This window comes from Bacillus sp. S2(2024) (genome assembly GCF_050474045.1).
GTDB classification, from domain to species: Bacteria; Bacillota; Bacilli; order Bacillales; family Bacillaceae_G; genus Bacillus_A; species Bacillus_A yunxiaonensis.
The window spans coordinates 417,346-435,153 of sequence record NZ_JBFLUS010000003.1 but is presented as its reverse complement, the minus strand read 5'-3'; the positions used below and the strand labels follow the sequence as shown (position 1 = coordinate 435,153).

17 protein-coding genes are annotated in these 17,808 nt (G+C 37.7%); 5 read left to right on the top strand and 12 right to left on the bottom strand.

Features of this window, described 5'->3' with window-relative positions; all coding sequences use genetic code 11:
- Window positions 1-26: 26 nt before the first annotated feature.
- Window positions 27-1,112: a polysaccharide pyruvyl transferase CsaB gene (gene csaB, locus AB1284_RS02375; protein WP_429751967.1), complete on the bottom strand. Its 1,086-nt coding sequence runs from the start codon at window positions 1,110-1,112 to the stop codon at window positions 27-29.
- A 128-nt stretch (window positions 1,113-1,240) separates the two neighbouring features.
- The gene (locus AB1284_RS02370; RefSeq protein WP_429754367.1) at window positions 1,241-2,779 is read right to left on the bottom strand and encodes a putative polysaccharide biosynthesis protein; all 1,539 of its coding nucleotides are present in this window, start codon (window positions 2,777-2,779) and stop codon (window positions 1,241-1,243) included.
- A 437-nt stretch (window positions 2,780-3,216) separates the two neighbouring features.
- Between AB1284_RS02370 and secA2 the strand changes: the two genes are divergently transcribed.
- Window positions 3,217-5,580 carry an accessory Sec system translocase SecA2 gene (secA2, locus tag AB1284_RS02365; RefSeq protein WP_429751969.1) on the top strand — a complete coding sequence of 788 codons (2,364 nt, stop codon included), beginning with the start codon at window positions 3,217-3,219 and terminating at the stop codon, window positions 5,578-5,580.
- Window positions 5,581-5,593: 13 nt separating this feature from the next.
- Window positions 5,594-6,472 (top strand): accessory Sec system S-layer assembly protein, encoded by an 879-nt coding sequence (locus AB1284_RS02360; RefSeq protein ID WP_429751971.1) that lies wholly within the window; start codon window positions 5,594-5,596, stop codon window positions 6,470-6,472.
- An 83-nt stretch (window positions 6,473-6,555) separates the two neighbouring features.
- Here the strand turns inward: AB1284_RS02360 and AB1284_RS02355 are convergent, their stop codons facing one another.
- On the bottom strand, window positions 6,556-6,924 hold the full coding sequence (locus AB1284_RS02355; protein WP_429751973.1) for a hypothetical protein: 369 nt from the start codon (window positions 6,922-6,924) through the stop codon (window positions 6,556-6,558).
- A gap of 268 nt (window positions 6,925-7,192) precedes the next feature.
- On the opposite strand from AB1284_RS02355, the gene AB1284_RS02350 reads away from it, so the two are divergent.
- Window positions 7,193-7,666 (top strand): hypothetical protein, encoded by a 474-nt coding sequence (locus AB1284_RS02350; protein WP_429751975.1) that lies wholly within the window; start codon window positions 7,193-7,195, stop codon window positions 7,664-7,666.
- 47 nt (window positions 7,667-7,713) lie between these two features.
- On the opposite strand, the gene AB1284_RS02345 is transcribed toward AB1284_RS02350, so the two are convergent.
- From AB1284_RS02345 to AB1284_RS02310, 8 genes are all read right to left on the bottom strand, one after another.
- A complete protein-coding gene (locus AB1284_RS02345) occupies window positions 7,714-8,403 on the bottom strand; it encodes a pseudouridine synthase (RefSeq protein ID WP_429751976.1) in 690 nt (229 codons plus the stop codon).
- A 271-nt stretch (window positions 8,404-8,674) separates the two neighbouring features.
- Window positions 8,675-9,487, bottom strand: a complete 813-nt coding sequence (locus AB1284_RS02340) for a DUF4247 domain-containing protein (protein WP_429751978.1) — start codon at window positions 9,485-9,487, stop codon at window positions 8,675-8,677.
- A 12-nt stretch (window positions 9,488-9,499) separates the two neighbouring features.
- Window positions 9,500-10,006: a DUF4178 domain-containing protein gene (locus AB1284_RS02335; protein ID WP_429751980.1), complete on the bottom strand. Its 507-nt coding sequence runs from the start codon at window positions 10,004-10,006 to the stop codon at window positions 9,500-9,502.
- A 21-nt stretch (window positions 10,007-10,027) separates the two neighbouring features.
- Window positions 10,028-10,432: a DUF350 domain-containing protein gene (locus AB1284_RS02330; protein WP_429751981.1), complete on the bottom strand. Its 405-nt coding sequence runs from the start codon at window positions 10,430-10,432 to the stop codon at window positions 10,028-10,030.
- A gap of 109 nt (window positions 10,433-10,541) precedes the next feature.
- On the bottom strand, window positions 10,542-11,207 hold the full coding sequence (locus tag AB1284_RS02325) for a PspA/IM30 family protein (protein ID WP_429751983.1): 666 nt from the start codon (window positions 11,205-11,207) through the stop codon (window positions 10,542-10,544).
- Window positions 11,208-11,504: 297 nt separating this feature from the next.
- Complete coding sequence (locus AB1284_RS02320) at window positions 11,505-13,064, bottom strand: fatty acid--CoA ligase (protein WP_429751985.1); 1,560 nt, start codon at window positions 13,062-13,064, stop codon at window positions 11,505-11,507.
- A gap of 142 nt (window positions 13,065-13,206) precedes the next feature.
- Window positions 13,207-14,697 (bottom strand): coproporphyrinogen III oxidase, encoded by a 1,491-nt coding sequence (locus AB1284_RS02315; protein ID WP_429751987.1) that lies wholly within the window; start codon window positions 14,695-14,697, stop codon window positions 13,207-13,209.
- A 172-nt stretch (window positions 14,698-14,869) separates the two neighbouring features.
- Complete coding sequence (locus tag AB1284_RS02310) at window positions 14,870-15,742, bottom strand: Cof-type HAD-IIB family hydrolase (protein WP_429751989.1); 873 nt, start codon at window positions 15,740-15,742, stop codon at window positions 14,870-14,872.
- 166 nt (window positions 15,743-15,908) lie between these two features.
- On the opposite strand from AB1284_RS02310, the gene AB1284_RS02305 reads away from it, so the two are divergent.
- Entirely contained in the window at window positions 15,909-16,454 is a 546-nt protein-coding gene (locus AB1284_RS02305) for an NADPH-dependent FMN reductase (protein ID WP_429751991.1), read from the top strand.
- Between the two features lie 164 nt (window positions 16,455-16,618).
- Window positions 16,619-17,233 carry a DNA-3-methyladenine glycosylase gene (locus AB1284_RS02300; protein WP_429751993.1) on the top strand — a complete coding sequence of 205 codons (615 nt, stop codon included), beginning with the start codon at window positions 16,619-16,621 and terminating at the stop codon, window positions 17,231-17,233.
- Between the two features lie 44 nt (window positions 17,234-17,277).
- Here AB1284_RS02300 and AB1284_RS02295 read toward each other — a convergent pair whose 3' ends face one another.
- On the bottom strand, window positions 17,278-17,628 hold the full coding sequence (locus tag AB1284_RS02295) for a YlbF family regulator (protein WP_429751995.1): 351 nt from the start codon (window positions 17,626-17,628) through the stop codon (window positions 17,278-17,280).
- Window positions 17,629-17,808 lie beyond the last annotated feature (180 nt).

The following is a 17,808-nucleotide window of genomic DNA, read 5'->3' as shown; positions in this document are numbered from 1 at the left end:
CTTTTTTTACAAAAAAAGAAAGCAGCCTACTTTTTCTGACTACTTTCTTTTAAATGCTGAATAATTTGTCCCGATGCTTCCGAAATTTTCATTCGTAATTCATCTACTCGCTGTTCTAATGTATGCCGGACACCCTCTTGTCCATCAAGTTGCTTTTTTGCCATATTATATAATGCTTCCGCATTCCAGTCTCCATCGACACTGCCGATAATCGGCTGATTCACTTGTCGTAAGAATGAATCAATCTTCGGATCATACGAAATGCCAACCATTGGTGTATTTGCAACAGCTGAGAAAATAAGTGCATGAAGACGCATTCCAATTAAAAGAGAACACTGTGATAAAATAGACATTTTCTCATCAATATCCATTTTATACGGAAGCATATGTGCTTCTTCTCCCATTAAGTTAATCACATCTCGTGATGCCTGTTGATCGTATGGACCATGCATCGGTACAAACAGAATATGATAACCTTCTTGCTTTAATTTCTTTAACGCTTCAGCTAGTTTTTTCTTATAATCTTCTTTTGCATCCCAATCACGTACGCTAACGGCAATGACATTACCATGCAAGGAATGCTCCTGCAACCAATCTGATTTCTTCTCAGGCTTGCAAGCCAGCACCGGATCCGGGACAAGTGCGATATCTTTCTTCATCCCGATTTCTTTTAAGTATAAGAATGAATCTTCATCACGCACAGATACATATGCAGCTCTTGATACGTGCCATTTCACTAATAAGCGATTATGCTTTTTGGTAATCGGACCAATTCCCTGTGCGTAAATGTAATACGGCTTCTTTAATAAACGTGCAATACGCATAATCGCCGTATAATACAAAATACTTTTCACACTCGTTTTATCTTGAAGAAGGCTGCCTCCCCCGCTAATCAATCCGTCACTTTTTTTAATTGCTCCATAAATTGCTTTTATATTCCAACGGTTTACTGCTTCTACACCGTACATTTTCTGCGTATAATCAGGGTCATTTGAAAGTACAATGAGCTCGATATTCGGATGTTCCTCCTGCAATGCTTGAATAATTGATTGCAAAATCGCTTCGTCCCCAACGTTATAAAAACCATAGTATCCTGATAAAACTAACCGCACTCTTAATCTCCTCCAACATTTCGCAATCAACTATTTTTGTACTCAGTTAACCTGTTGTACAGTCCCTATTCTAAAGGGATTCATAATGAAAATAAACATTGAATCTATAATTTACTATTACAGTTCTATTATCGTATCCATCTCCGAAGTAAAGGAATCTTTTTTGCATCTTCTTTTGCAATCCACTGTAGTTTTATAGCACAAACTATATATAACAGAGAAGCGAGCCCCGTCGCCGCACAGCTATATAGCAATGCGATAAAGCGAGAACTTGTTACATCTATTATAGTCGTTACACTATACATACCTATACCAAGCACACAAGAAACAACAAGAATTGATACATATTCTCCTATCCTTACTGAATACGAGATATGCTTGCGGATGCAAATATCATTCGTAATAAAAATAAGTATATAAATAAGCAGTGTACTATACGCTGCTCCGTCTATGCCAAATTTAGCAACGAGCACAACATTCAATAACGCTTTAACAAAGCTGGCTCCAATTACAATCCACGCCGCTTGCATGGAACGATTAATTCCTTGCAAAATCCCTATTGATAATAACACAAAAGAAGTAAAATACGAACTGCCAATAATGACTGCTAACATGCTGCTTCCTTTCGCATCTGTAAATAAACCGACATTTAATGGAATTGCTAGCGCGATCAGCCATATCGTCATTGGCGTTGTAAGTAAATGAGCTAACTTATATGTTCGCTGCACCATATCACGCGCAGCTCCCCTATCATTCTTTGCTAAAGCCGTTGTTAACAACGGGATTAGTGGAAATACAATTGCACTTGCAAATACAACAATTAATTGCGTAAATGCACTTCCCCTGCTATAAATTCCAAATTGCTCTTGTATCATTGACGCTGTTCCTTGCATGACATGCGGAATTGTGACAGAGTCGATTAAGCCTAGAAGCGGCATCGACAATGCGCCAATTGCAATTGGAATCGATACGCGCAAAATCTTCTTTCCATCCTTTTTCAAATCTGCAAATGAATAGGATGTTGCTTTATAACAGTGCGCACTTTTTACATACGTCCAGCGTAAATACACAAGCGAGCTGATCACTCCAATACATGAACCAATCATTGCTCCGCCTGCTATTACACTACTGCTTTTTTGCGATAGTACGAACATGTATGCAATCGTCAGCATGAATAATACCCGAACGAACTGTTCAATTACTTGCGATACACCTGTTGGCATCATATCGCCAAATCCTTGGAAGTAGCCGCGGTATACTGCCATATACGGCGCAAATAAAAGCGCAAATGATACAACAAGAAGAGGAAATCTTGTCTCTTGTCCACCTAACATCGCTGCAATTGGCTCTGACCATATAACAATTGCAAGAAAGCCAACTGTTCCAAAAAGGGCTCCTAATATAGAAGCAGACGTAAATAGTTTCGCAATACCTTCTTTATCATCAGTTGTTTGAAGCTCCGCAATTAACTTTGATATCGCAAGAGGAATGCCTGCTACAGATAAAGTTAAGGCTAGCATATACACCGGAAACACAAGGCGGAAAATACCAAGTACCTCATCCCCAGCAATATTTTGAAGCGGAATTTGAAAGAAGCTTCCTAACAACTTCGATAAAAATGTTGTAATTGTTAAAATCGCTGCTCCTTTAACTAACGTTTTACTCATGTTTTTCTTCTCTTTTCTTTCTACATCTCTATTACACAGTTCAGCAGCACGAACATACACTGCCATTTCCATTCTATCGTATATATAAAAGGTACTTTTCATACATGTACTTTCCTAACTGTACATGTTTACTATCAGTTCTACTAAATTCGACATGATTTGCCTCATTCAATTATCATATCAAATTTCTCCTACATTGAATACTCTTTCCTACTATTTGTAAAGTGAACATGGCCCTTACAGAAAATCGCCATACAGAGCCTCCCTTCATTGTTAAATTACTTATAGGTAAGTATTTCATACACAACCAAAATATGAAAAATCACGCAACAAAAGGCGTCCTATACATATTTTCCTTTAATTATCTGCCTATTCTTTTTTCCGAATAAACATGTGCTATAATGTAGCTATTGTCAGTAAGAGGAGTGTAGAAAAGCATGCTGAAATCGTTTAAAAAGATTTTAGGAGATCAACAAAAGCGCAAGCTGAAAAAATATGAGCAGCTTGTTGATGAAATGAATAGATTAGAACATCAGATGGAAGCATTATCTGACGAAGAATTGCGTCAAAAGACAGCTGTTTTTCAAGAAATGATTCAAAATGGGAAAACCATTCATGATGTGAAAGTAGAAGCGTTCGCTGTTGTTCGCGAGGCATCAAAGCGTGTATTAGGACTGCGCCATTATGACGTACAGTTAATTGGCGGACTCGTGTTACTAGAAGGGAATATCGCAGAAATGCCTACAGGGGAAGGAAAGACTCTTGTTGCTTCTTTGCCAACATATGTACGTGCACTAGAAGGTAAAGGTGTACACGTTATTACGGTAAACGATTATTTAGCAAGACGTGATAAAGAATTAATTGGTCAAGTACATGAATTTCTCGGTTTAACAGTCGGTTTAAATATCCCGATGATAGAACCAGACGAAAAGAAGCGCGCATACAAAGCTCATATTACATACGGAATCGGAACAGAATTTGGATTCGATTATCTTCGTGATAACATGGCAACTTCTATAGCTGATAAAGTACAACGCCCATATCATTTTGCCATCATCGATGAAATTGACAGCGTCTTAATTGATGAAGCGAAGACACCGCTTATTGTTGCTGGTAAGAAATCAGGGAGTTCACAACTTCATTACTTATGTGCAAAAGTCATTCAATCATTCAAAAAAGACGTTCATTATACATACGATCCAGAAACAAAATCTTCTAGTTTTACAGAAGACGGCATAACAAAAATTGAAGATATGTTTGATATCGATAACTTATACGATCTTGAGCATCAAACGCTCTATCATTATATGATTCAAGCATTACGTGCAAATGTTACATTCCACCGCGATGTCGATTATATCGTACACGATGGTGAAATTTTACTTGTCGATATTTTCACAGGCCGCGTTATGGAAGGACGCTCTTTAAGCGATGGATTACATCAAGCAATTGAAGCAAAAGAAGGTCTTGAAGTAACAGACGAGAACCAAACACAAGCATCGATTACAATTCAAAACTTCTTCCGCATGTATCCTACTGTATCAGGAATGACCGGAACAGGAAAAACAGAAGAGAAAGAATTTAATAGCGTCTACGGGATGGAAGTCATTCCAATTCCGACAAATCGCCCTGTACTGCGCGACGACATGAACGATCTTGTCTTTATGACAATTGATGATAAATATAAGGCAGTTCGTGAAGAAGTCTTGAAGCGCCATAAAACAGGACAACCCATTTTAATTGGAACAGCATCTATTTTACAATCGGAAACAGCTGCGAAATATTTAGATGAAGCAGGGCTATCGTATCAACTTCTTAACGCAAAAAGCGTAGAACAAGAATCAGAACTGATTGCAAAAGCTGGGCAAAAAGGACAAATCACGATTGCGACAAATATGGCCGGCCGTGGTACTGATATTTTATTAGGTGAAGGTGTACATGAACTGGGCGGCTTACACGTAATCGGAACAGAGCGCCATGAATCTCGCCGCGTTGATAATCAGCTAAAAGGACGTGCTGGTCGTCAAGGAGATCCTGGCAGTTCACAATTTTTCATTTCAATCGAGGATGAAATGTTCCACCGCTTTGCAGAAGAAGAAGTGGAAAAGCTAAGAAAATCATTAAAGTCGGATGAAAAAGGACTCATCCTTACGCCAAAAATTCATGATTTCGTTACTCGTACACAGTTAATTTGCGAAGGAAGTTACTTTTCAATCCGTGAATATAACTTAAAACTTGATGATGTCATTAACGACCAGCGTAATGTCATTTACAAATTACGTGATACATTTTTAAATGAAGAAACAAATATGATTTCACTTGTTATTCCGATGATTGAGCATACTGTGGAACATACGGCACAGAAATATTTCCTAGAAGGAATGCTTCCGGAAGAATGGGATTTCACTTCCTTAACAGAAGAACTACAAGCCATTTTCCCGTCAGAAACATTGCCGCCTTTGTCAGCAGGTGACGTAAACTCTATTGAAGAATTACAAGCAGCACTGCAAGATACAATCGCAAGTTATACCGAAAAGGTACGTGAATTAGAAAATCGCTTAGAAGTACAGCAAGCAACGCGTCAAATGGGCCTGCATTACATTGATCAAAACTGGGTACATCATTTAGAAGCGATGCATAATTTAAAAGAAGGAATTGGCTTACGTCAATATCAACAAGAAGACCCAACACGCATTTATCAAAAAGAAGCGCTCGACATTTTCTTATATACGTACAGTAAATTCGAAAAAGAAATGTGCTTATATATCGCAAGACATCTAGCGGTCCCACAAAACGTATAATGAGGTGAATTTCATGCTATCATTCTTAAAAAAAGCAAAGAAAACAGGAAAAGATACGGCTGTTTCGTCCGCTCAATTATTCGGACAAGAAGAAGCATCTACTCCTAATAAACCTATTAAACCAGTCCTATATTTCCATCCTTCTTGGGGGGAAGTTGGACAAGAACAAAAATATATTTATCAATTTTTACACAAGGAGTTACCTAGCTTACAAGAAAACCAAATTTCATTAGCAGGTATTGAAGTTAAAACCCAAGATGACTCTTATCACGTTGCTGCCTTTATTCGCAGCAGCATTCCAAAGTCAATTAACTTTGGGGCTACAACTCTACTATTATTAAATAAAGATGAGCAAGTGTGTGCACGTAAAACCTTTGATTTGTCGGAATTAGGTGACATTCCTACAAATGTGAATATGCCTTGGATATTTACTTTCGAGAAAGAAACAACGACTCATGCCCCTTTATCCAATGAAGATTGGCAATTAGCATTTGAAATAAAAGACAAGCATCAATTAGATTTAGATCCTACATGGGAAACAGAACTACCAGAAGAAAGTAAAATGCAACTACGTGAATTTGTTGCGAACTTAACACCTCCTGCAGAAGGTGAAATCAACTTCATAGGATTGCAAGCGCGCAAACAAGAAAATGGAGATTTACATACAACCATTCTATTGCGGAATGGATGTAATCGAAACGTCCAATTAGAACAACTTCCTCTCCACATTTCTGATGCGTCGGGAGACGTAGTTGCACAAGGTTCGTTCGAGTTAACAAATTTTGAAATGAAAGCAAATACAACAAAACCATGGACATTCATCTTCCCTTCCTCTTTAGTTACGAAAGAAGATATTGATTTATCAACATGGAAAGCATTTGTACCACAATAATCAGATTTTTAGATGCTAACCAAAAAAGTCGCACCCCAATTTATACGGGGTACGACTTTTCATTATACGCTACGTAGCGGCAGCTATTTCACGATTAAATGATCAATACGATATTGCGCTTCTAATTTACAGAATGAGTCTATATGTTGCACGCCATGTTCCTTCAAAATGTGCACCTGCTCTTCTGTCGGGTCTTCGTTAACCAATTCAGCGATTTTCTCATTCACTTTTGTTGCTAACGCTTGGTGAAAATCTGCATGTTCCTTTACCTTATCATCCACTTTATGAATCCATGTCGATTGTGTATATATGTAATCTTTCCATTGTTCAAGGAAGTGCTGCATGTCAAATTTCTCTTCACGCCATTCAATCTTCTTCATGTAATCTTCAAAAGAAGTAACAATTGATCGCGTAATTCCCATTTTGACACCATGTGGTAACTGTTTATACATCAAAATTTTCCCTCCAGCTTGAAGCATTTTCTTACAATAACTCATAACGCATTCAATGCGTATAAACAATATGTTAACATATTGCTAGTCTAAAATGTAAATATATTAGTTTAAAAACCTAGTAAATTTACCTTTCTCTGCTTATCAAAACCAATTGATGGAAGTGCTTCTAATAAGTGTGCAAATCAACAAATCCAGTAACTTTCTCTATTTATATTCTTTCGTGGTATAATGAACCATTACATTTATTACAATCATGGAGGGTCCTATGCTAACTTTTGAAGAAAAATTAACGATTATTGAATCTTTTCCAGGGCTAGAAAGAAAAAACGTATCCCTAGGGCGCATTAACTTTCATTATGAAGAAAGCCGCCTAGATAAAAAGAACGTTGTGTATCATTTACATCCAAATGGAAATGGCTTCGTATACGCAGGACATCTAAAAGGCTACAAAACGAACGATAAAGGCATGGTGAACATCCGTGATTTTTCCGCGGAAGAACTTCGCTCATTACTTGAAAAATCACTTCATGCCCTTTCACAAGAACCAGTAGAAGAAATCACACTTACTGAAGATTTCCAAGAGGAAGAGTGGATCAACGAGGACAAACATATACTAACTCTCATAAAAGAAGATGAAGATATGTGGAACGTTTATGCTGGAACGCTATTAGATGGTACATTTAACTCTTACAAAGAAGCGGCACAGTACCTGGATGAAGAAGGATTTACCCGCAAATAAGAGAAACGCTCTTTCCAAGTAGAAAGAGCGTTTTTCTTATTATCTTTTTAACCCAACAATGTAAGGAGCTCACTCAGCTCTTCCTCAGTAAGGTCACGCCACTCTCCCATTTCAAGACCATCTACTGTAATATTCATAATCCGAATGCGTTCTAATCGAGTAACTGTATATCCAAATGCTCGGCACATACGGCGAATTTGACGGTTCATTCCTTGCGTCAAAATAATCCGGAATACGCAATCACTCATACGATATATTTTACACGGATCTGTTTTTCCATCACGAATCGTTACACCACCGGCCATTCCCTCTAAAAAGGTATCGTCAAATGGCTTATCCACCGTTACAATATACTCTTTCTCATGGCCATACTCAGAGCGCATCATTTTATTTACGATATCACCGTCATTTGTCATTAAAATTAATCCTTGCGACGCTTTATCTAAGCGGCCAATCGGAAAAATGCGCTCTGGATAATTAACAAAATCGATAATATTTCCTTCTATATGCTTCGCTGCTGTACAAGTAATACCTACAGGTTTGTTTAAAGCTATATAAATATGGTGTGTCTTAGTTGGAATCGGCTTCCCATCAACAAGCACAATGTCACTAGGCTCTACCTCTTGACCTGGTTCACAAATCTCTCCATTAACAGTAATTCGCTTTGCCTCAATAAGGCGATTCGTTTCTCTTCTTGAATAATAACCCGTTTCACTAATGAATTTATTAATTCTCATGCAAAATTCCTTTCCTTATTCGCGCTTTTACCATTTTATCATGAATGAATCATGCAAAAAAACACACAACGCCATGCTCATGGGTGTGTGTTTTTATCCCGCATTAACGGGCAGTAAGACCCCCACTTCAAGATTCAGAGAAAATCGAAGAAGGTCGGTGGGGGATAACTGCCCGTAAAAGCCCGATTGGTTCAACTAACCATCAGTGGGGATACCCTCCACTGATGGAAGTTTCACTTTATCCCGCATTAACAGGAAGTAAAACTTTACTTTACCGTCTCTTCGTAATTTTCCCAGAACCTCCAACTCTCGTTTTCGGAGGGGATGTGTTTTTTGGAGGAGTAGTGATAGATGACTTTGGTTTAACATCTGATCCACTTGGGTTATCAGGTGATTTAATGATTTTTCCTTTATTCTGCTCAGACGGCGGAACAGTTTGATTCCCCTTTTTTGTAACACCATCTTCACTTCCAACAGATGTACCTGAATTGTTTACCTTGTCACTTCTCTTAATGATAGATCCAGTACCTTGTTTTGTTAATGGCGGCAGCGTTTTTTTCTCTTGAGCAGTAGGCGGACGGTAATCAATTATCGGTTTGTACGTTTTCCGGCTTGTATACCCGCGGTAATCACCGTAATACGATTTATGAGAATCAAATAAATTGCTGACTATACTTCCTACAATGTAACCTTCTAAAAAAGACGGCTGATAATTTTGACGTACAAATTCTTTATTGCTTACTTCAATTAATGTATCTGATGATTTTTCTTTATCCTTTTGAATGTTATACCACTCATCAGGATATACGAGAAACATTTGGTTCTCATCTTCCTTAGACATTTGCTCTGGCTTTTTTTGATCGGCCAGTTTTTTCGCTATGTTAGGAACGGATTCATTCGCAGCCCGATATACATATGATTCTTGCTTTCCGTCTTTTACAACGGATTCTAATGGATAAAGATCTTTCACCTCTTTGTCATTATCGCAACCTGACAAAGCGAAAAGAGCGATTATGAATACAAAAGAAGCAGCGATGGTAGAGCCTATGGATGCTTTCATCATGGTAAACAATCGCTTTAACATGATTACACCCCCTTACGTCGCTCGTATAATTTGCACATCTGCAGGAAGAGTCGTTTCCCCTTCGTACATCATTGTGCGCCCTTCTTGCCATTCAATTCTAAGTAATTTCCGATTATCAGACTGAAACTCCCAAATATGCTGTTCACCTGATATTGCAAACGGTGTTCTCCCTGTAACAGACGCCCTGCAAGAATATTGTTCCTCTAGATAATATTCTAAATCATCCATTTCAATTGTCGTAGGAATTTCGTTGAAGGAATCTAATCGACCATCAATTGGTGCATATAGCTCATAATAGACCTTTTCGCGATTTTCAACCTTTAAATAACGAATCGTATTTCCGTCCTGCAATGTTAAGAAAATTTCGTTTCGTTCATGCATACGAGTTTTTCCTATAATTTCATAAGTGACCAAAGATACCTCAAGAATATCCCCAGGCTCTAAAGACAACACGCTTTTCTCAGGCTTAACAGGTTCAGGACTTTTCAATATATTTTTAATACGTTTAAATAAACTCAAAAGCTATCCCTCCTCTTCTTATTATAGACACGCCGCTAAAATGAGAGCACCAACGATATGCAATGAACCTGCTACAAGTGCATGAGCAACCTTTCCTTGCAGAGCCCCCTCCTCCAAGTCTAAACCAGCTAGCTTCTTTAACATAAATTCTACTAACATTTCTAAAACAAATAAGATAACAAAAGAAACAACAGAGGCCAACAAAGCTTGCCATAAATCGTTTGACTTCAAGATCGACTGTGACAAAATATATCCTTGTGCAAAAAGCTTCATAACAAAGCGGGTCGTTACAGCAACATTCCCTTTTTTTATCTCGGCTAAATCCTTATATTTAGTAAAGATTGAATCTATCCACATGAGCACAAATAAAAGAACAGCACTTGACAACGTCCATACAAACATTGCCGCAATATTCATCCATGTCATTACAAATCCTCCCTTACCCCTTTTAAGTAAAAATAGAGAACCGACATCATCTACTCTTGACGACATGTCGGTTCTTCACATACATTTTCTATAATGTCTTCTCGTTCAATTATTTCTCGTACTGCTTCATAATCCGAGCTAACTCATCTTCTACCTGCTTATCTTTATTCATATTCGCAAACTCTTCATCTAACGACTTTTCTTTTTTGTATATTTCACCGCTTGCTTCTGCTTCCGCTTCTAGTTGAAGAGCTTTTTCCTCCATACGGCTTAAACCTGCTTTTGCTGTATTGGAATCAAATCCAGACATCGCCTTGTTAATATTCTTTTGCGCTTTCGCTGCGTTCACCCTTGCAACAAGTGTTTCACGTTTGTTCTTTAACTCCGTCAATTGCTTACGCATCTCTTCTAATTTTGCACGAAGATTATCAGCTGCCAGCTTATTTTGTTCATAACTCGTTTTATACTCATTCATTTTTTGTTCTGCAGTTTTCTTTTCCTCTAAAGCACGGCGCGCAAGATCAATATTATTTGCTTGTACAGCCATATGTGCTTGCTCCTCACGCTTCGTTACGAGTGCAGATTGTTCTTCATATAATAATTTAAACTTTTTCTCAAGTGCAATTTGAGCAGCTACACTCTTCTCCGCTTCCTCTACATCTTCTTGCATATCACGTAAATATTGATCTGTCATCTTAACTGGATCTTCAGCTTTTTCAATTAATGCATATACATTTGACATCGTTAAATCGCGCAATCTTTTAAACATAGACATAAAAAAATTCCTCCTATAAATGAAATAACAATTCAAATTCAATTGTAGACAACACAAAACGTAAATATTACCACAAAGTAAGAATATTCACATTTTCCAAATTATGTGTTTATTATAACAAACTCAACAGGAAAAGCACAGTTTCAAAATGAAACTGTGCTTTCATTTTATCCCGCTCTAACGGGCAGTAAGACTCCCACTTCAAGATTATGAAAATTCAAAGAAGATAAGTGGGAGCTAACTGCCCATAAGAGCCCGATTGGTTCAACTAACCACTAGTGGAAGTTTCACTTTATACTACGATTTCTTCGCTTCCTTCAAAGATTCACGCAGTACAAACTTCTGCAATTTTCCGCTCGCATTACGCGGAAGTTCGTTCGTAAATATGTAATGACGAGGGCGTTTATAATCGGCTAATTCATCACTTTCCTTACAATAACGATCTAACTCCTCAGCTGTTAATGACTCGTCTTTCTTCACAACTACCGCTACTACACGTTCTCCCCATAATTCATCTGGTTCTCCAAGTACAGCAACATCTAAAATACCATCATGGCTGTGCAAGAAGTCTTCAATTTCACGCGGATAAACGTTCACACCGCCGCTAATGACCATATCATCAACACGGTCTGCCACGTATAAATAACCATCTTTATCAAAATAGCCAAGATCACCGGAGTGATACCAGCCTTTATACATTACTTTTTTAGTTGCTTCTTCGCGGTTATGGTATCTAGCCATCATAGTTGGTCCGCGTAAAATGATTTCTCCAACTTCGTAAGGCGGAAGGACATCGTCTGGTTCTGATGGTTCATCTTCATTTGACCTCACGATGCGCACTTCATGACTAAAGCAAGGTGTCCCCGCTGATCCTGCTTTTGTAAGTTGATCTTCTTCTACAAGAAATGCAACAACAGGTCCAAATTCTGTCATCCCGTAAATTTGTACAAGATCGATATAAAGACGTTCTTTACATTCTTTCACAAGCGCCGGCGCCATTGCCGCTCCGCCGTAAACCCCTATCTTCATTGAAGTTAAATCGTATTTTGTTACATCTTCTTGCAGCAGCATGTTCCACATTGTCGGTGCTGCAAAGAACGTTGTAATTTTTTCTTCTTGAATTGTTTCTAACACTGTTTTCGTATCAAAATGGTGTAAAATAACATTTTTCCCGCCAACTTGAATGCGCGGCAGAAAACCAGCGTTTAATTCACCGCAGTGATATAGCGGTGCTACACTTAATCCGACGCTATCACGTGTATATTTTATATAATACGTACAAATCATACTATGCTCAGCCATGTCCCGGTGGCGGTGCAGCACGCCTTTTGGATTCCCAGTCGTACCGCTCGTATATAGCATAGAACAATAGTCCATTTCGTCAACTTCAATGTCAATTGGTTCCGCCTTCGCTTCATTTACTTTTTCATGATAAGAAGCAGCATAAGACGGCACATCATCTTCAATGTACCAAAATGAAGTATGCGGAAAATCACGTTCAATCATAGAAATGGTTGGTTCAACTTCTTTTTCAAACACAACAACTTTAGAGGAAGCATCTTGCAATATGTAGGAAACTTCTTTTGCTTTTAAACGGAAATTGATCGGATTAAAGATTGCGCCAATCTTTGTACAAGCTAGGTAAACGGTTACAAATTCATGTGAATTATATAAGTAAACGGAAACGCGGTCCCCTTTTCTTACCCCTTCTGCAAGTAGTGCGTGTGCAGTTTTATTCACCATATTATCCCACTGTTTATATGTCCAGCGAATGCTTTTTGCAGCTTCTACTAACGCTTCTTTTTGTGGATATTTTTGCACAGCTAGATCGAAAATTCTGCCAATCGTCATATACATGTCGCATTTTCCCCCTTTAAAGTTTTCATAATTTTATGATTTCGTTCACATTTAGACATCTCCTGCTAATTTTTACTTCCTTTTTCTGATCATTCTCGACAGCGTTTTACATAAAAAAAGAAACCGCCAAACTGGCAGCTTCTTATCCGAATAACTCTTGTAAAATTTTAAGTTTATCTTCTGTATACTTTATATAGCCATCATTATATGATTTTGGATCTTTCGGGTTGGCAAAGTGCGTAATAGCACCTGTCTTTGGATGAACAAATTTACTTGATGCACCGCAGCCAAGACCGATAATAGACTGCACTTCTTCCATAATCACAATGTTATAAATGCTTTCTTGACTTGGCATTGCATAACCAACGTTCTCCAAGTTACCTAAAATATTCTTTTGACGATATAAATAATACGGTACGTAATTATGCTCTTTCGTCCACTCTTCTGCTTCATGCATCATTGCTGTAATCTCTTCACGGCCTGCCACTTTATATTTGCGCTTATTTTGCGTCATTTCAGAAGCACGCTTAAAGGATAATGTATGCACCGTTAACGATTCTGGCATAAGCTTTTCTGTTTCATCTAATGTATGCTTAAAGATGTCTAATCCTTCACCTGGAAGACCGATAATTAGATCCATATTAATATTGTTCATACCCATTTCGCGAGCAAGATGGTATTTTTCAATTGTTTCTTCCACTGTATGATGACGTCCAATTGCTTTTAGTGTTTCTTGATGGTACGACTGCGGATTAATACTAATTCGGTCGATATTCCATTTATTTAACACCTCTAGCTTCTCTGGTGTAATTGTATCTGGACGTCCTGCTTCTACCGTTACTTCACGAACTTGTTTCACATCTGGGAACGACTCATACATTTCTTCATACAGCATGTCCATTTCTTCTGCTGTAATACTTGTTGGCGTACCGCCGCCATAGTAAATTGTCGTTACTTTCACGCCTTTTTCTTTTAAAAACTTTCCGATTTCACGAACTTCATAATGTAAGCCGCCTAAGAATGAATCGACAGATCCTTGGCGTCCATTAATCGCATAAGCCGGGAATGTACAGTATGCACATTTTGTTGGACAAAACGGAATTCCAATATAAATACTTACTTCTTCTTTTAAACGATATAGATCTGGCACAACAGCGAGTTGGCAATCCACAATACGTTGCATAAGCTCAATTTTCTCATCATGAATTAAATAACTTTCACGAAGTTCGTTATGCGCTGCCTCTTTTGTCATACCGCTTTGTAACATTTTATGAAGAAGCTTCGTTGGGCGCACACCCGTTAAAATCCCCCACTTTTGCTCCACACCTGTTAACTGTTGGAGAACAGACAGATATACATAAGAGACAACGTGCTTCACTTGCTTCATACGTTCCTTTTCTTCCGTAAAGGACGATAAATCTTTAGAAAACGTCTCTTCATACACGTTTCCTGTCTCAACTTCTGTTAAACGTGCAGAAGCTGTTACATTTCCTTCTATATTTATATCAACAATGATATTTGCATTTTCTTTTTCAAATGCTACCGTACTTTCTTCAAAAAATAAGCCGCTAATATTTTGCAGCGGACGTAAAAAACGATCATCTTGTAACGTTTTAATTGAAATTAACAACAATCATCACCTTTTCTATTTTCAAGCTTCCTTTAGTTTACTTGAAGGCTGATAGTAGGTCAACAAAGAACTATTGGGCATGGGGCTTCTAATTTTTAGAAGCAAATATCCTAAGTTTTTGATGAATTTTTACCATCAGCCTAAAAAACCTCAGGTATTCGCCTGAGGTTTTTTATTACCATTTCTTCATTTGTATATGATTGTTCAAGAACTTAATTGGAAACTGCTTTCGAAAATGTTCTTTAATCATATATTGCACACCATTATCATGATTTGAACGCGTAATCCAATCGGCTGCTTTCTTTAAAGCAACCGGAGCATTCCCCATTGCCACTCCTAATCCAACGCTTTCGATAACGTCTAAATCTTCCAGACTATCTCCAATTGCTACCATTTCCTTTAATTCAATGTCAAGATGCTCACCCAATAATTGCAATCCACGTAATTTCGAGACATGAAGCGGTAATATTTCAATTTGTTCTTTCCCGCATTCTACCAAATGGACATTTTCAAATGATTTTTTTAAGGTTGTGAGCGCACGCCGCTTTTCACTTTGATTCGCAAATGTAACATCGATTTTCGGTGCAGCTACCGGTTGATCGCGAAGTGTATCACCGAGTGAATCAACAAATTGAACCGGGTAAAATAACGGATCAGAAGTTGACAAGACTGTCCGCGCAATTAAATTTGGCGTATGTTGATGCCGATTTCCAATCGAAAATCTTTCATGAGAAATGCGAATGTTACATTCAAAATGCTCGAGTACCTGCACAATATTAAATGTCACTTCTTCTGATAATCGTTTTTGAATTAACGGTTTATCTAATGAAGATGAAATAAATGCACCGCTATGCGTCACTAATATAGAATTTAATTTTAATGATTTTGCTATTTTATGAGCGGATTGAAAATTTCGGTTCGTAAACAGCGTAACATATACACCTTTTCTCTTTACAAATTCAATCGCTTCACGCGTTCCTTTTTGTAATTTCCCATTTGGAAGTAAGAGTGTTCCATCTATATTAAGAGCTAATAAACGATAAATCATGATGAAGTACCTCCTCTTCTTAGCTGCTCTTTTCTATTATTAACTTATGAGACGATGCTGTTAATTAGAACGAGTTAGAATCCAGATAATACGTTTACGATAAAATCGTTCAATATTTTTGATTTCTTTCTAGTTAAGGGAGTATTCTGTTTGTAGAGGTGATTATATGGGTAACTGCAAAAAGATAATAGCTATTTCCGGAAGCATTCGAGAAGGTTCCTCCAACACCAATGTATTAAAAACTTTAGCAGCGTTTATTCCCGAAAATATTGATTATAATATTTATAACGGAATACAAGAACTTCCTCATTTTAATCCAGATATTGATCGCATTCAGGCACCAACTGTTGTTGAAGATTTTCGAAAGACGCTAGCTGAAGCGCATGCACTCATTATCTGCACACCAGAGTATGCAAAAAGTGTACCAGGAGTCTTGAAAAATGCATTAGAATGGCTTGTCTCATCAGCTGAACTTTACAAAAAACCAGTGGCTGTTATAACAGCTTCTCCATCAATTACCGGCGGAGACAAAGCACATGAATCTTTACTACTTACACTAGGTATGTTGGATGTTACTATTGTTCAAAATGGATCAGTTCTTATTCCATCTGTTGGAACTAAATTTAATAATGATGCTACAGTCACAGATGAACAAACAAAGCAGGACCTTATTTCTCTCATTCATGGTATACTGCAAGAATTACATGATTGATTTGTAAAGTGAAACTTTAATCAGTGGGGGGTTTTCTTCATCCCCAACTGATTATCAGCCCCCACCAATCGGGCTTTTACGGGATAAAACAATTCATTTTAAGCAGCATCATACGAAAAGATGCTGCTTTACTCATTTAAAGTCTTACGAAAGGAATTTGCTAAATGAAATGGCCACTTTCTTGGTATGAAGGCGATACATTAGACGTTGCAAAGCGATTGCTTGGACATAAACTCGTTCACGTTGTTAACGGAGTAAAGCGAGGCGGAATCATTGTAGAGGTAGAAGCATATAAAGGGCCTGATGATAAAGCCGCACATAGCTATGGCGGCCGCCGCACAGAACGAACAGACATTATGTTTAGTACTGCTGGTCATGCTTATGTATATCTTATTTATGGCATGTATCACTGCTTTAATGTTATTACGGCACCAGAAGGTATACCGCAAGGAGTGTTAATTCGAGCATTAGAGCCCATAGAAGGTATAGAAGATATGAAGCAAGCAAGATACGGGAAAACAGATATTACAAAATCGCAGTTCAAAAACTTAACAAATGGACCTGGCAAGTTATGCAAAGCAATGGGAATTACGTTAGAGCAAAAAGGATTGCTGCTTACGAGTGATGAGTTATATGTTGAACGGGTTACCGAAGACCATCACCTTTCTCAAACATATGACATTACTGCAGGTCCCCGCATTAATATTGATTACGCAGAAGAAGCAGTGCACTATCCGTGGCGTTTTTACTTTCAAGGTCATCCGTTTGTTTCGAAATGAAAAAGGCACTTCCTCGCTTACGAGAAAGTGCCTTTTTCTTATGATTACATGTATGTGTTATATAAGTCTTCAAGCGGCTTCATGATGATTTTATTTAAATCACCAATTAAGACATTTAGACGTTGCTCTGCTTGCATTAAGTTTGTGATTTTTACATTTTGCTGTACGAATGCTACAACTTCTTGCGCCTTTTGATTATCTTCGTCTGTTAATTGCTCACCTTGCATCATTTTTTGCTGAAGTTCCATTTGCATCATACGGAAACGATCAAATAATTGTTTCGCCTCTGCATCTGCTTGTACTTCTGCATAGCTTACTTTTAATGCTTGAAAATCTGGATTTTCTGTAATTGCTTTTTGTAATTCATAAGCAGCATCATGCATGTTTTTTGCCATCTTATATATCCTCCTTGCAATGTGATATAATATCACACTGTTTATATGTTTTTCAGTCCTTACATACTCTTCTTACGATATCAGACTATGTATGATATGTGAAGTAAATTCACTTTATGACATTATAATTCATATATACATCCCCTTCATTATAACTGCTCTACAATGCTCCAACTAGCC